The sequence below is a fragment of the Streptomyces sp. NPDC057249 genome (assembly GCF_042669245.1).
Classification (GTDB): Bacteria; Actinomycetota; Actinomycetes; order Streptomycetales; family Streptomycetaceae; genus Streptomyces.
Genome location: NZ_JBHUXS010000023.1, coordinates 33461 through 48130, shown reverse-complemented (window position 1 = coordinate 48130; position 14670 = coordinate 33461). Strand labels below are relative to the sequence as shown.

At 75.3% G+C, this 14670-nt stretch carries 6 protein-coding genes; all 6 read left to right on the top strand.

Going from position 1 to position 14670, the window contains the following annotated elements; all coding sequences use genetic code 11:
• Positions 1-407: 407 nt before the first annotated feature.
• The 6 genes from ACFUJY_RS31190 (at position 408) to ACFUJY_RS31165 (ending at position 14668) form a co-directional block, all read left to right on the top strand.
• The gene (locus tag ACFUJY_RS31190; RefSeq protein WP_383305775.1) at positions 408-1262 is read left to right on the top strand and encodes an alpha/beta fold hydrolase; all 855 of its coding nucleotides are present in this window, start codon (positions 408-410) and stop codon (positions 1260-1262) included.
• Between the two features lie 131 nt (positions 1263-1393).
• The gene (locus ACFUJY_RS31185; RefSeq protein WP_383305773.1) at positions 1394-7279 is read left to right on the top strand and encodes a type I polyketide synthase; all 5886 of its coding nucleotides are present in this window, start codon (positions 1394-1396) and stop codon (positions 7277-7279) included.
• Positions 7280-7282: 3 nt separating this feature from the next.
• Positions 7283-11203 (top strand): type I polyketide synthase, encoded by a 3921-nt coding sequence (locus ACFUJY_RS31180; RefSeq protein WP_383305771.1) that lies wholly within the window; start codon positions 7283-7285, stop codon positions 11201-11203.
• On the top strand, positions 11185-12201 hold the full coding sequence (locus ACFUJY_RS31175; RefSeq protein WP_383305769.1) for a 3-oxoacyl-ACP synthase III family protein: 1017 nt from the start codon (positions 11185-11187) through the stop codon (positions 12199-12201). Before ACFUJY_RS31180 ends, ACFUJY_RS31175 begins: the two co-directional genes overlap by 19 nt.
• Entirely contained in the window at positions 12198-13631 is a 1434-nt protein-coding gene (locus ACFUJY_RS31170; protein ID WP_383305767.1) for an NAD(P)/FAD-dependent oxidoreductase, read from the top strand. Before ACFUJY_RS31175 ends, ACFUJY_RS31170 begins: the two co-directional genes overlap by 4 nt.
• A complete protein-coding gene (locus ACFUJY_RS31165; protein WP_383305765.1) occupies positions 13628-14668 on the top strand; it encodes an AfsA-related hotdog domain-containing protein in 1041 nt (346 codons plus the stop codon). Before ACFUJY_RS31170 ends, ACFUJY_RS31165 begins: the two co-directional genes overlap by 4 nt.
• Positions 14669-14670 lie beyond the last annotated feature (2 nt).

Below are 14670 nucleotides of genomic sequence, written 5' to 3'. Positions count from 1 at the left end.
CTTTCTGATACACGGAAGTCGGGAGGGCCATGAGTTCGGCGGTCCGCGACGAGGCTGCTCGGGCAGCCGGTCGGAAGCGGAATTTCCGCGACGGCGGCCCGCGGGTGCGGCCGGAGCCGCACGGCGTAACCCGTCCGTGCGCTCGCTTCCTTCGCCTTGCGGCGGGACTGCTCCGGCACGGGAGTTGCCACGGTACCCAGCCGGCCGGCGGCCGACTATTGCCCTTAGGGGCAATGGCCGCCGTCGGTAAGGTCGTTGGTGGCGAAAATGTTGCTGAGGTGTTTTGCTTGCACCTGCTCACCGGTCCCGGCGGCTGCCACGCCGCGCAACTGGGCATCGAGGGCCGCGTCCGGCGCGGTCCTCCCTTCCCGGCCCCCCGATCCCGTAGCGATCCGAGGAGATGTGAAATGGCTGAGGTAGACCTTTCGGCTGGCACGGTGGAGTATCTGGACACCGGCGGTGAGGGGTCGGTCGTGGTCCTGCTGCACGGCGTCGCCATGGACGGCTCCCTGTGGCGGAACGTGGTGGAGCCTCTGCGATCCGATTTCCGCTGTGTGGTGCCGACGTTGCCGCTGGGTGGTCACCGCCGGCCGATGCGCCCCGACGCCGATCTGTCGATCGCGGGCGTGGCCCGGCTGGTCGCCGAGTTCCTCGAACGGCTCGACCTGCGCGACGTCACGCTGGTGATGAGCGACTGGGGCGGTGCGCAGGCCCTGGTCTCGGAAGGCAGGGACGAGCGGATCGGGCGGCTCGTCATCACATCCTGCGAGGCATTCGACAACTTCCCGCCGGGCGTGCCGGGCAGCAACCTGTTCACCTCGGCGAAGCTGCCGGGCGGCATCAACCTCGCGTTCAAGCTGCTGAAGCTGAAGCCGATGCGCCGACTGCCCATGACCTGGGGCTGGATGAGCAAGCGGCCGGTCCCGCACGAGGTGATGAACGCCTGGTTCACCCCGCTGTGGACCTCCAAGGAGATCCGCCGGGACCTGCGCAAGTACGTACTGGGTGTCCCGCCCAAGAGCGAACTGCTCGGCTGGGCGGAGAAGTTGAGGGACTTCGACCGGCCCGCCCTCGTGGTGTGGGCGGCGGAGGACAAGGTGATGCCCCCGGAGCACGGGCGCCGGCTCGCCGAGCTGCTGCCCAAGGGCCGGCTCGTGGAGATCGAGGACAGCTACACCCTGATCCCCGAGGACCAGCCGGCACAGCTGAGCGGCCACATCCGGTCCTTCCTGCTGGACGGCGGACCGGCCGAGACGCCTTAGACCGGACACCCCGGGGAGCCCTCGTGGCGGAGGAGGGCTCCCGGCCGGGGGCGACGGAACTCTGTGGCCGTTTCCCGTGTGCGGGGCGGCGGCAAGGCGCGGGGGCGCGGAGAGACGACGTGGAGGACGGCATGGCTGACCGGATGGACGAGCGGGCCCGGCGATCAGGGGCGGAGCAGGACGCGGGGAACGGGGAGTCCGGGCCGCCCGGTGGGCTGGTGGAGCGCCTGGCGGCGCTGCCCGCGGCGCGGCGCCCGGCGGCACTGCTCGACCTGGTGCGCGAGGAGACCGCGGGCCTGACGGGCACCGACCCGCTCGGCATCGACCCCGCGATGGCCTACAGCGATTACGGCTACAGCTCGCTGGCGGCGGTGGAGCTGACCAACCGGCTGAGCCTGGCCACCGGGATCGAGCTGCCGCTCACCCTCCTCTTCGACCACCCGACGGCCGCCGCCGTGGCGGACCACCTGCTCGGTCTGCTGGGCTTCGCGTCCGCCGAGGCCCCGGAGACCGCCCCGGACCCCGTCGGGGGCGCGAACCGCGACGACCCCGTCGTCGTGGTGGGCATGGCCTGCCGGTATCCGGGCGGGGTGGCCTCCCCCGCCGAGCTGTGGGACGTGGTGGCCGAGGGGCGCGACGCCGTGGGCGACTTCCCGCGTGACCGGGGCTGGGACCTCGACCGGCTGTACTCGGCCGACCCGGAGCGGCCCGGCACCAGTTACGCCCGCCGGGGCGGGTTCCTCGACCCGGTCGCCGACTTCGACGCGGAGTTCTTCGGCATCGCCCGCCGCGAGGCCCTGGCGATGGACCCCCAGCAGCGGCTGCTGCTCCAGACCGTGTGGGAGTCCCTGGAACACGCGGGCATCGACCCCGCCCGGCTGCGGAAGTCGCGGACCGGTGTGTACGTGGGCAGCAGCGGCCAGGATTACGAGAACGTGGCACGGTCGGGCCCCGGCGAGCTGGAGGGCTACTGGGGCATCGGTTCGGCGGGCAGTGTCCTGTCGGGCCGGGTGGCCTACGCGTTCGGCTTCGAGGGCCCGGCCCTCACCGTGGACACAGCCTGCTCGTCCTCGCTGGTGGGCGTCCATCTCGCGGTGCGGGCCCTGCGCAGCGGGGAGTGCACGCTCGCCGTCGCGGGCGGCGCCACCGTGATGTCCACGCCGAAGGTGTTCACCGAGTTCAGCAGGCAGCGCGCGCTGTCGCCGGACGGCCGGTGCCGTTCGTACGCGGAGGCCGCCGACGGCACCGGCTGGGCGGAGGGCGTCGGCGTCCTCGTCCTGGAGCGCCTGAGCGACGCCCGCCGCAACCACCACCGGGTGCTGGCCGTCGTCGCGGGCACGGCCGTCAACCAGGACGGCGCCAGCAACGGGCTGACCGCGCCCAACGGCGGCTCCCAGCAACGCGTCCTGACCCAGGCCCTCGCCGACGCCGGACTGCGCCCCGGTGACATCGACGCGGTCGAGGGCCACGGCACCGGGACCACCCTCGGCGACCCCATCGAGATCGACGCCCTCGGGGCCGTCTTCGGCGGCGACCGCCCGCCCGGCCGGCCGCTTCGGCTCGGGTCCCTGAAGTCGAACATCGGGCACAGCCAGGCCGCCGCCGGCGTCGGCGGACTGATCAAGATGATCCAGGCCCTCCGCCACGAGACACTGCCCCGCACCCTGCACGTCGACCGCCCCACACCCAAGGCCGACTGGGCCGACGGCGGCATCTCCCTGCTGACCGAACCCGCACCCTGGCCGCGCGGCGAACGCGTCCGCCGCGCCGGGGTGTCCGCCTTCGGGGTGGGCGGGACCAACGCGCACGTGCTGGTGGCGGAGGCGCCGTCCGACGCGCCGGAATCGCCCGCGGCCGAGGCACCGCGGGCCCGGATACCCGGCCCGGCCGTCCCCTGGGTGATCTCCGCCAAGACCCCCGCCGCCCTGCGCGCCCAGGCGGGCCGCCTGCACGCACACCTCACCGCCCGCCCCGACGTCACCCCCGCCCAGGCCGGTGCCGCCCTCGCCCACACCCGCGGTCACTTCGAGCACCGCGCCGCCCTCACCGGCGACACCCGCGCCGCACTCCTGGAAGCGGTCGCCGCGGTCGCCCGGGGCGAGGAGGCGGAGCAGGTGACCCGGGCCAGGGCCCACGGTGGCAGGACCGTCTTCGTCTTCCCCGGGCAGGGCTCCCAGTGGCCCGGCATGAGCCGCGAACTGGCCGCCGTCCACCCGGTGTTCGCCGACGAGCTCGCCGCCTGCGCCGACGCCCTGGCACCCTTCACCGACTTCTCGCTCGACGCGGTGCTGCGCGGCGCGCCCGGCGCTCCTTCGCTGGACCGGGTGGACGTCGTGCAGCCGGCGCTGTTCGCGGTGATGTCCGCGCTCGCCGCGCTCTGGCGCCACCACGGGGTGCACCCGGACGCCGTGGTCGGGCACTCGCAGGGCGAGATCGCCGCCGCGTACGTCGCGGGCGGCCTGTCGCTCCGGGACGCCGCCCGGGTGGTCGCGCTCCGCAGCAGGGCCATCGCGCGGATGGCGGGACGGGGCGGCATGGCCTCGGTGACCGCGTCACCCGAGCAACTGCTGCCGCTGCTCGCGGACCGGGACGGCCTGCTGTCCGTCGCCGCCGTCAACGGGCCCTCCTCCATGACGGTGTCGGGAGACCCGGACGCCCTGGACGAACTGCTCGAACGGTGTGGGGCCGAGGGCATCTGGGCGCGGCGCGTCCCGGTCGACTACGCCTCGCACTCCCCGCAGGTCGAACCGCTCCGACAGGTCCTGGCCGAGGAACTGGCGCCCATCGCACCGCGCCAGGGGGAGGTGGCTTTCCACTCCACGGTCACCGCCGGACCGTTCGACACCGGCTCCCTCGGCGCCGGCTACTGGTTCCGGAACCTGCGCAGCACCGTCCGGTTCGAGGAGGTCGTCCGGGGCCTGCTCGACCAGGGCCCCACGACGTTCATCGAGATCAGTCCGCACCCGGTCCTCACCCATGCGATCGAGCAGACGGTGGAGCAGGCCGCGGGCGGGACGGGCGGCAGCGGCCGGCCCGCCCCGGCGGTCCTCTCCTCCGCCAGGCGGGAGAACGAGCAGGCCCACTTCACCGCCTCGCTGGCCGCCGCGTACGCCCACGGCGTGCCGGTCGACTGGGACGCGGTGTTCGACCCGGCCACCGCGTACGAGGCCGAGCTGCCCACGTACGCCTTCGAACCGACGCGCTACTGGGCGGTCCCCCGGCCCGGGGCCGGCGAGGTCGCGGGGGCGGGGCTGCAACCGACCGGCCACCCCCTTCTGACAGCCGGCGCGGAACTCGCCGACGGCGGCGGGTGGTTGTTCACCGGGCGCGTCTCGCGGGACACGCACGACTGGCTGGACGACCACGCCGTCCACGGCACGGTCCTGCTGCCCGGTACCGCGTTCGTGGACATGGCCGTCCTCGCCGCCTCGTACACCGGCTGCGAGGTGGTCGAGGAGCTGACCCTGGAGGAGCCGTTGGTGTTCGCCGACGAGAGCGCCGCCGACCTCCAGGCGGCCGTCGGCGCCCCGGACGACCGGGGACGGCGGCCGGTGGCCGTCCACTCCCGGCCCTCCGGCGCGGCCGACGGCGCACCGTGGACGCGGCACGCGAGCGGCTTCCTCGCCCCGGCGCCCGCACACTCCGCCTCCCCCTCCGCCGCGCCCCCCGGTGCCGCTGCCTGGCCGCCGCCGGGTGCCGGCCCGCTGGACGTCGACGGCCTGTACGACCGCCTCGCCGACCGGGGCTTCGAGTACGGGCCCGCCTTCCGGGGGCTGCGCGCGGCCTGGAGGTCCGGGGACGCGCTCCTCGCCGAGGTGGCGGGCGGGGACCGCGCGGACACCGAGGGGTACGGGGTGCACCCGGCCCTGCTCGACGCCGCGTTCCACGCCCAGCTGACCGGCCTCGCCGGTGCCGACGGGTCGTCCGGCGACGCCTGGCTCCCGTTCACCTGGTCCGGGGTGCGCGTCCTGCGGCCGGGGGCCACGGGGCTGCGGGTGTCGCTCACCGCGCTCGGCGAGGGGACCGCGGCGATGTCCGCGTCCGACGCGGCCGGCGCACCGGTGGTCACCGTCGACTCGGTCGTCGCCCGCCCGGTGTCCCCGGCCCGGCTGGCCGGGGCGCGCGGGACCGCCGGCTCCCTGTTCCGGGTGGACTGGCAGGCGGTCCCGGAGCCGGCCCCCGTGCCGTTGTCCGGCCGCTGGGCGGTCCTGACGGAGGACGCCCTCGCCGGCGAGGACGGTGCGGTGACCTTCGCGGACCTCGCCGACGCGGGCGAGCCCGTGCCGGAGACCGTCGTCGCGCTCGTGGCCGGGGCCGGCGGCGCGCCCACCGCCGATGCGGTCCGGGCCCGCGCGCACCGGACCCTCGCCCTCGTGCGCGGCTGGCTGGCCGACGAGCGCTTCGCGGGAGCACGCCTCGTGCTGGTGACCCGTGGCGCCGTGGCGACGGCTCCCGGGGAGTCCGTCGCCCCCGAACTGGCGCCCGTGTGGGGGCTCGTGCGCAGCGCGCAGTCGGAGCACCCGGACCGCTTCGTCCTCGTGGACCTGGCGCCGGACGCCGACGACGATCCCGCCGGTGTGCTGCCCCGGGCGCTCGCCGCCGGGGAGCCGCAGCTCGCGGTCCGCGACGGCGTCCTGCGCGTACCGCGTGCCGTCCGGGAGCGGGGCGCCGAGGGCGGACCGCTGCCCTTCGACCCGGAGGGCACGGTCCTGGTCACCGGGGGCACCGGGGGGCTCGGCGCACTGGTGGCCCGGCACCTCGCCGGCGAACGGGGTGCGCGGCACCTGCTGCTGGCCGGCCGCCGTGGCCCGGACGCGGAGGGGGTGGCGGAGCTGACGGCCGAGCTGACCGCCCTCGGCGCGCGGGTGACCGTCGCCGCCTGTGACGTGACGGACCGGGCGGCGACGGCGGCGCTCCTCGCGTCGGTCGACGCCGCGCATCCGCTGACCGCCGTGGTGCACTCCGCCGGGACGCTGGACGACGGCCTCCTGGAGGCGCTGACGCCGGAGCGGCTGGACCGGGTGCTGCGGCCGAAGGTGGACGGGGCCCTGCACCTGCACGAGCTGACGGCGTCGACGCCGCTGCGCTCGTTCGTGCTGTTCTCGTCCGTCGCGGGCACCATCGGCGGTCCGGGGCAGGCCAACTACGCCGCCGCGAACACCTTCCTCGACGCGCTGGCGCAGTGGCGCCGCGCCCAGGGGCTGCCGGCCGTCTCGCTGGCCTGGGGGCTCTGGGAGGAGGCGAGCGACATGACACGGCACCTCGGGGACTCCGGGGTGGCCCAGCTGGCCAGATCGGGGCTGGCGCCGCTCACCACCGCCGACGGGCTGCGCCTGTTCGACGCGGTGCACGGCACGCGGGACGCGCTGCTGCTGCCCGCCCGGCTCGACCAGGCCGCCCTGCGCGCCCAGGCCCGTGAGGGCGCGCTCCCCGCCGTGCTGCGGGCCCTCGTACCGGCGGCGGCGCAGGGGCTCGCGGACCGGGCCGGAGCGGCGCTGCCCGGCCGGCTGGCGGCCGCGGCGCCCGAGGAGCGGGACGCGCTGGTGCTGTCGGCGGTGGCGGCGGAGGTCGCCGCGGTCCTGGGCCACGAGGACGCGGGCGCGGTCGATCCGGAGCGCCCCTTCCAGGAGCTGGGGCTGGACTCGCTGGGTGCGGTACGGCTGCGCAACCGGCTGGGCCGGGTCACCGGACTCACCCTTCCGTCCACGCTGGTGTTCGGTCATCCGACGGCGCTCGCGCTCGCCGCGCATCTGCGGACGCTGCTGGACGAGGAGGCCGCCGGGGACCCGGAGCCTGCGGCGCCCGATGTGCGCGGGGATCTGGACCGGCTCGCCGGGCTGCTGCCCGTGGTCGCCGAGGCCGACGTGCCGGATGTGCGCGCCCGGCTGCGCGCGCTGCTCGCCACGCTGGACGACAGGGGTGGCGAGGGCGGTGACGGCCTGCGCAGGAAACGCATCGACGAGGCGTCGGCCGACGACCTCTTCGCGCTGATCGACAACGACCTGGGGGTGGGCTGAACCATGCGGGACGACGACAGGACACTGCGGTACCTCAGGCGCGTCACGGCCGAACTGCAGTCCACCCGTGAGGAGTTACTGCGCATCGAGCAGCGCGCCAACGAACCGGTGGCGGTGGTGGGCATGGCCTGCCGCTACCCGGGCGGGGTGGACTCCCCCGACGGTCTGTGGGACCTGGTCGCCGCCGGGCGGGACGTGGTCTCGGACTTCCCGGCCGACCGGGGCTGGGACCTCGGCAGGCTCTTCCACGACGACCCGGACCACCCCGGCACGACGTACGCCAGGGGCGGCGGTTTCCTGGACGGGGCGACGGAGTTCGACGCGGAGTTCTTCGGGATCGGCCGCACCGAGGCGCAGGCGATGGACCCGCAGCAGCGGCTGCTCCTGCAGACCGTGTGGGAGTGCCTGGAACACGCGGGCATCGACCCGGGCGGCCTGCGCGGCTCGCCGACCGGGGTGTTCGTGGGGACGACGGGCCAGGACTACGCACAACTGGCGCGGTCGGGTCCGGACGAGCTGGAGGGATACTGGGGCATCGGCTCGGCGGGCAGCGTGCTCTCCGGGCGCGTCTCGTACGTACTCGGCTTCGAGGGTCCGGCCCTCACCGTCGACACGGCGTGCTCGTCCTCGCTGGTCGGCGTGCACCTGGCGGCCCAGGCGCTGCGCAACGGAGACTGCTCGCTCGCCGTCGCCGGCGGGGTCACCGTGATGTCGACGCCCGGGGTCTTCACCGAGTTCAGCAGGCAGCGCGCGCTGTCGCCGGACGGCCGGTGCCGTTCGTACGCGGAGGCCGCCGACGGCACCGGCTGGGGCGAGGGCGTCGGGGTCGTCCTGCTGGAGCGCCTCAGCGAGGCCCGCCGCAACGATCACCGGGTGCTGGCCGTCGTCGCGGGCTCCGCGGTCAACCAGGACGGCGCCAGCAACGGGCTGACCGCGCCCAACGGCGGCTCCCAGGAGCGCGTCATCGCCCAGGCGCTCGCCGCGGCCCGGCTGCGGCCCGAGGACATCGACGCGGTCGAAGGGCACGGCACCGGGACCACCCTGGGCGACCCGATCGAGATCGACGCCCTCGCGGCGGTCTACGGGCGCGGGCGTTCCGCGACGCGGCCGCTTCGGCTCGGGTCCCTGAAGTCGAACATCGGGCACAGCCAGGCCGCCGCCGGCGTCGGCGGACTGATCAAGATGATCCAGGCCCTCCGGCACGAGACACTGCCCCGCACGCTGCACGTCGACCGACCCACACCCAAGGCCGACTGGGCCGACGGCGGAATCTCCCTGCTGACCGAACCCGCACCCTGGCCCCGCGGCGAACGCGTCCGCCGGGCCGGAGTGTCCTCGTTCGGCATCAGCGGCAGCAACGCGCACGTCGTCCTGGAGGAAGCCCCGCTCGACGCGCCGGAGGCCGGCCCGACCGGGCCGGCGGCGCCGCCCGTGGTGCCCTGGCTGCTCTCCGCCAGGACCCCCGCCGCCCTGCGCGCCCAGGCCCGCCGCCTGCACGCGCACCTGACCACCGCGCACCCCGGTGCCGCGCCGGCCGATGTGGCTGCCGCCCTCGCGCACACCCGCGCCCACTTCGACCACCGTGCCGTCCTCACCGGCACCGGGCGCGCCGGACTCCTCGCGGACCTGGCGGCGTTCGGAGCGGGCGAACTGCCCGGGAACGCGGCCCTCGGCGTGGCGGCGCGGGCTCCGAGGACCGCGTTCCTGTTCTCCGGGCAGGGCTCGCAGCGGGTGGGCATGGGGCGTGGACTGGCCGACGCGTACCCGGTGTTCGCCGACGCCCTGGCCGAGGTCCGGGCCGCGCTCGACCCGCATCTCGAACGTCCCCTGCACCAGGTGATGGACGCCCCCGAGAGCGCTCCCGAGGCCGGACTGCTGCACCGCACGGGCTGGACGCAGCCGGCGCTGTTCGCGGTCGAGGTGGCCCTCTACCGCCTCGTGGAGTCCTGGGGCTTCCGGCCGGACTTCCTGATGGGCCACTCGGTCGGCGAGCTGGCCGCCGCGCACGTCGGCGGGGTGCTGTCGCTGGCCGACGCGAGCGCGCTGGTCGCCGCGCGGGGCAGGCTCATGCAGGCGCTGCCGGACGGCGGTGCGATGGTCGCCGTGGAGGCGGCCGAGGACGAGGTGCTGGAGAGCCTGCGCGGCCGGGACGGGCTCGCGGTCGCCGCGGTGAACGGGCCCCGCTCGGTCGTCGTCTCCGGGGCCGGCGAACCGCTCACGGAGTGGCTGCGGCCATGGCGGGAGGCGGGCCGCCGCACGCGCCGGCTGCGCGTCAGCCATGCCTTCCACTCGCCCCTGATGCGGCCCGCCCTGGACGGACTCGCGGCGGTGGCCGCCGGTCTGAGCTACCACGCCCCGAGGGTGCCGATCGTGTCGAACGTGACCGGGGCGCCGGCCGACGCCGCCGCCCTGGCCACGCCCGACTACTGGGTCCGGCACGCGGAGCGCCCCGTCCGCTTCCACGACGGAATCCGCGTCCTGGAGGACGCGGGCGTCACGGCGTTCCTGGAGCTGGGGCCCGGCGGGGTGCTGACCTCGATGGCCCGGGACTGCCTGCGGGACCCCGGCCCCGTGGTGCTCGCTCCCGCGCTAGACGGGCGGGCGTCCGAGCCCGTCGCCCTCATGGCCGCACTCGCCGAACTGCACACGCACGGCGTGAGCGGCGACCTCGCCGCCCTGCTGCCCCGGGAGGCCGCTCGCCGGGTGCCCCTTCCCACGTACGCCTTCCAGCCGCGCCGCCACTGGATCGACGTCCCGCAGACCGTGCGCGGCACGCGGGAGAACCCTGCGGCGGAACGTTCCTCCGGCCCGGCGCCGGACCCGGAACGCCTGGAGGAATCCCCGCGCGGCCAGGACCCGCTCGAACTGGTGCTCGCCCAGGCGGCGTCCGTCCTGGGGTACGAGGACGGCGCGTCGATCGACCCGGACCTGTCGCTGCTGGACCTCGGCATCGACTCGCTCGGGGCCGTGCGCCTGCAGCGCCGCCTGGCCACGGTCACCGGGCTGGACCTCCCGGCCACCCTGCTCGTGGACCACCCCACACCGGCGGCCCTCGCGGAACACCTGCGACCGCGGCTGGCCCCCGACGCATGCAGCGGCCCCGCCGACCTGCTCAGGGCCCTGCACCGGCAGGGGCGGCTCACCGACGCCGTGCCCCTGCTGCGGGCGGCGGCAGCGGACCGTCCCGTCTTCGCCACGGCCGGATCGCGGCCCCCGGGCCCCTCGGGCGCCGTGCTGCTCTCGGACGGACCGGCCGCACCGGCGGTGGTCTGTGTGCCGTCCTTCCTGGCCGGTTCCGGACCGCACCAGTTCGCGCGGTTCGCCGCCGGGTTCACCCACCGCCCGCGGATGTCCGCGCTCACGCTGCCCGGGCTCGGGGCGTCACCGCTGCTGCCCGGGTCGTGGCCGGCGGCCGTCGACGCCGTGGCCGGGGCGGCCCTCGACGCGGCGGGCGGCGCCCCGCTCGTCCTGGCCGGGCACTCCATCGGCGGCGCCCTCGCGCATGCCGCCGCCGCATCGCTGGAACGCGCCGGGCACCGGGTCGCGGGCGTCGTCCTGATCGACACCTACGAACCGGAACCCGCGCAGCAGCGGGAGGTGTTCGCCTGGGCGATGGGCCGCATCCTGGCCCGTGCGGACGCGGCGGCCGGCATCGGCGACGACGGTGTGCTGGCCATGGGCGGCTATCTGGGGCTGTTCGACGACTGGGCGGCCGATCGGCTGACCGCGCCCGCCCTGCTCCTGACCGCCGAGCGGGGGCCCGACGCGCCCGAAGGCGCCGCATGGCGTCCATGGCAGGCGGCGGCCACCGTCGCGCCCGTCACCGGCGACCACTTCTCGCTCCTTGAGGAGCACGCCGCTCACACGGCACGCACCGTCGAGGACTGGCTTCGAAAGGAACTGTCATGCAGCCCGTCGGCATAGTCGACTTCGGGAGCTATCTGCCCGAGAAGGTGGTGGGCCCCGAGTTCTTCCTGGACGAGAACGCCCCGGTCGACCCCCTCGCCAACACCCCGCTGTTCCGTGTCCCGCCGGCCCGGCACCACGTCGCCCCCACCGAGCGGGCGGCCGACATGATCGCCGAGGCCGCCCGGCCCGTCTTCGAGCGCCTGGGGAAGGACCCGGCCGGTCAGGTCGACGTCCTGCTGACCAACGTGCTGCTTCCGGACGAGCCCTTCATGGGCGTCGGCGCCCAGGCCGCGCACGCGCTCGGCATCGACCCCCAGTGGGTCGTGGACCTGCACAACGGAGGGTGCGCCTCGTTCCCGTACATGCTCTCGCTGGCACAGAAGATCATGGCCGACGGGGCGGCGCGCACCGCGCTCATCGCCAACGTGCAGAACACCGCGGGCCAGATGTTCGCCCAGTCCGAGGTGCGCAGGCTGTCCCACGCGCCGATCCCCGGCGACGGCTGCGGGGTGGCCTATCTGGAGGCCGGGGCCGGCTCGCCGATCCTCGGCGTACGGACCCGCAGCATCCCCGCGTACTCCGCGGACCTCGGCATCAAGACCTCCGACGGGCGCAAGTACTGGGAGCCGGGCGAGGGGCAGATGGACATCCACTTCGACGCCGGCAAGACCGCGGAGATCCTTCAGCGCGGCAACAGCCTGGTGCCCGAACTCGTGGGGAAGCTCTGCTCCGACCTCGGGGAGCAGCCGTCCGACATCGACGTGCTCGTCACCAACCAGCCGAACCGGATCTTCCTCAAGAACTGGCGCCAGGCCCTGAAGCTGGACGAGGCACGCCATCTGGACACCTTCGACACCTGCGGCAACCTGTACGGCGCGGCCGTGCCCGTCACCCTCGACCGGGCGGCCCGCGCCGGGCGGTTGCGGGACGGCGACCTCGTGGTGATGTCGGGGTTCGCGCACGCCGGTGACTTCGCCGCCGCCGCCGCGGTGCGCTGGAACGGGGCCTCATGAGCGGGGCGTACGAGACGCACGAGCAGGGCGGCCCGCCCGGGGAAACCCCGTCCACGGAGACCGAGTTCGACGTGGTGGTCGTCGGGGCCCGCTGCGCCGGGGCGACGCTCGGCGCGCTGCTGGCGCGTCGCGGGTTGCGGGTGGCCGTGCTCGACCAGGCCGCCGAGATCCGTTCGACGCTCTCCTCGAACATCCTTCAGGCCGACTCCCTCGCCTTCCTGAACCGGCTCGGCGTGATGGACCGGCTGCGGGCCGCCGGGGTCACCACCATGAGCCATGTCGACATGCGGCTGGAGGAGTTCCGCTGCCGGGCCGCGTTCCCGCAGGAGCCCGGTGACGTGGGCGGCGCGGCGTGCATCCGGCGCGAGGTCCTGGACCCGGTCCTCGTGGACGCGGCCCGCGCGGCCGGTGCCGACGTGCGGCTGGGCACCCGGGTCGTCGGGGTGGACCGCGCGGCCGGTCGGGTGGCCGGGGTCCGGGTGGTCTCGGGCGGCGTGGAGACCCGGCTGCGGGCCCGCCTGGTGGTCGGCGCCGACGGACGGAACTCCAAGGTGGCCGAGGCGTGCGGAGCACGGATGTACCACGTCAGCCCCGGCGAACGCAGCTACTACTGGACGTACTTCGAGGGCGCGGACACCGGCCCCCGGCCGACGTTCGTCTTCCACCGCTGGGGCGACCGGCACATGCTGGGCGGCCCCGCCGACAACGGCCTCTACATCGTCGGCGTCTCCCCGCAGCAGCACGAGCGGGACAGCTTCCGCGCCGACCTCGACGCCTCGGTCCGCGCCCACGCCCTGCGCTGCGCCCCGATCGCGGAGGCGCTCACCGGGGCCACCAGGGCGACCAGGATCTACGGGATACGGCGCTTCTTCGGCTACTTCCGCGAGGCGGCGGGCGCCGGCTGGGTGCTGCTCGGCGACGCCGGGCACTTCAAGGACCCGGCGGGCGGACGCGGCATCGGGGACGCCTTCCACCAGGCGGAACGGCTCGCCGAAGCGCTCGGCGACGCGCTCCCGGGCCCGGACGCCCGAGTGGACCGGGCGGCGGCGGAGTTCGGGCGCTGGCGGGACCGTACGTACGCCGAGTACTACGGCCTGGCGGCGGACCTCGGCGTGGCCGGGCCGATCGCCGGCGTCGTGCCCCGCGTCGTGGGCGGTCTGCACGCGCGCGGCAGGCTCGACGGTGTGCTGAACCTGCTCAGCCACCGCGCCTCCGTGCTGGACGTCCTCACGCCCGCCCGGGTGCTGGGGGCCACCGCCGGGCACCTGCTGCGCGCCCCCGGCGGGCGCCGCGCCGTGCTCGGCGAGCTCGGGCACCTCGCGACCACCGAGGTCCGGCGCAGGAAGGCGATGCGCAGACCCGTCTTCCGGAGCGGCCCCTCACCACGCCCCGTCCAGCAGGACACGCCCGAACCGGAGCTGAGCCGATGACGAGCACGATCCCTCCCGCCGCCGTGCGCGGCCCCCTGCCACCCTCCGACATCGAACTGACCTTCGAGCAGACCGTGCCGCGGTCCCTCGCGCACCGCCGTCAGATCGGCGAGGTGTTCGTCACGGACTCCGCGCAGAGCGGCGACGACGACTTCCACCTCGCGTTCGAGATCCCCCGCGCGCACAGCCACTGGTCGGACCGGAAGGCCGGCTTCCACGACCCGTTCGCGTCCGTGGAGGCGGCCCGGCAGTCCATCTTCGTGCTGCTGCACCGTCACGTCGGGGTGCCCGTGGGGCTGCCGTTCAGTCTCCAGCGGATCGCCCTGCGGGTGACGCATCCGCAGGCGTACGCCGAGGACGGGACGTCGGCGCTCCGGGGCCGTCTGCACTACCGGGTCGCCGAGCGGCGGGGCAAGGGCTCCGACGTGGTGAGCATGGTCCTCGAAGGGGTCATGGAGATCGGCGGGCTGCGCGCCATGACGCTGAGCGCGGTGCTCGCGTTCATGTCGCAGGAGGACTACGACGTCTTCCGGGCGTTCCAGCGCGGGCAGAAACCGGTCGCGCGGGCACGGCTGACCCCGGTACGGCGGCTCGGCCCCGAGCTGGTGGGCCGCGAGAACCCGCGCAACGTCGTCATCGGTGTCCCCGAGAACGCGGACGCCTCCGGCGCGTCCCGCTTCCTGCTGGCGGCCGACCCGCGTCATCCGGGCTTCTTCGACCACGAGTACGACCACATCCCGGGGCCGCTGATGGTGGAGGCCATGCGGCAGGCAGCCGTGGCCGCCGCCCACCGGGCCGGGGCGACGGGCACCCCGCACGCCCTGACCGTCGGCTGCGAGGCGGCCTTCCTGGACTTCGCCGAATTCGAGGCGGACCTGGTGCAGGAGACGGAGGTCGGCGCACCCGGTGCGGACGGCCGCGTCCCGGTCACCGTGGTCCTGCGGCAGTTCGGCAGCCCCGTCGTGGAGGGGCGCATCGACCTGCTGCCCGACACGGCCCCGCACCACCCATCCACCGAGCAAGCGCACGGAGTCTGATC

Bases quoted from the DNA above. Each gene is read 5' to 3' on its own strand.
- ACFUJY_RS31170 (WP_383305767.1), top strand. From the start codon at position 12,198: ATGAGCGGGGCGTACGAGACGCACGAGCAGGGCGGCCCGCCCGGGGAA.
- ACFUJY_RS31175 (WP_383305769.1), top strand. From the start codon at position 11,185: ATGCAGCCCGTCGGCATAGTCGACTTCGGGAGCTATCTGCCCGAGAAG.
- ACFUJY_RS31185 (WP_383305773.1), top strand. From the start codon at position 1,394: ATGGCTGACCGGATGGACGAGCGGGCCCGGCGATCAGGGGCGGAGCAG.
- ACFUJY_RS31180 (WP_383305771.1), top strand. From the start codon at position 7,283: ATGCGGGACGACGACAGGACACTGCGGTACCTCAGGCGCGTCACGGCC.
- ACFUJY_RS31190 (WP_383305775.1), top strand. From the start codon at position 408: ATGGCTGAGGTAGACCTTTCGGCTGGCACGGTGGAGTATCTGGACACC.
- ACFUJY_RS31165 (WP_383305765.1), top strand. From the start codon at position 13,628: ATGACGAGCACGATCCCTCCCGCCGCCGTGCGCGGCCCCCTGCCACCC.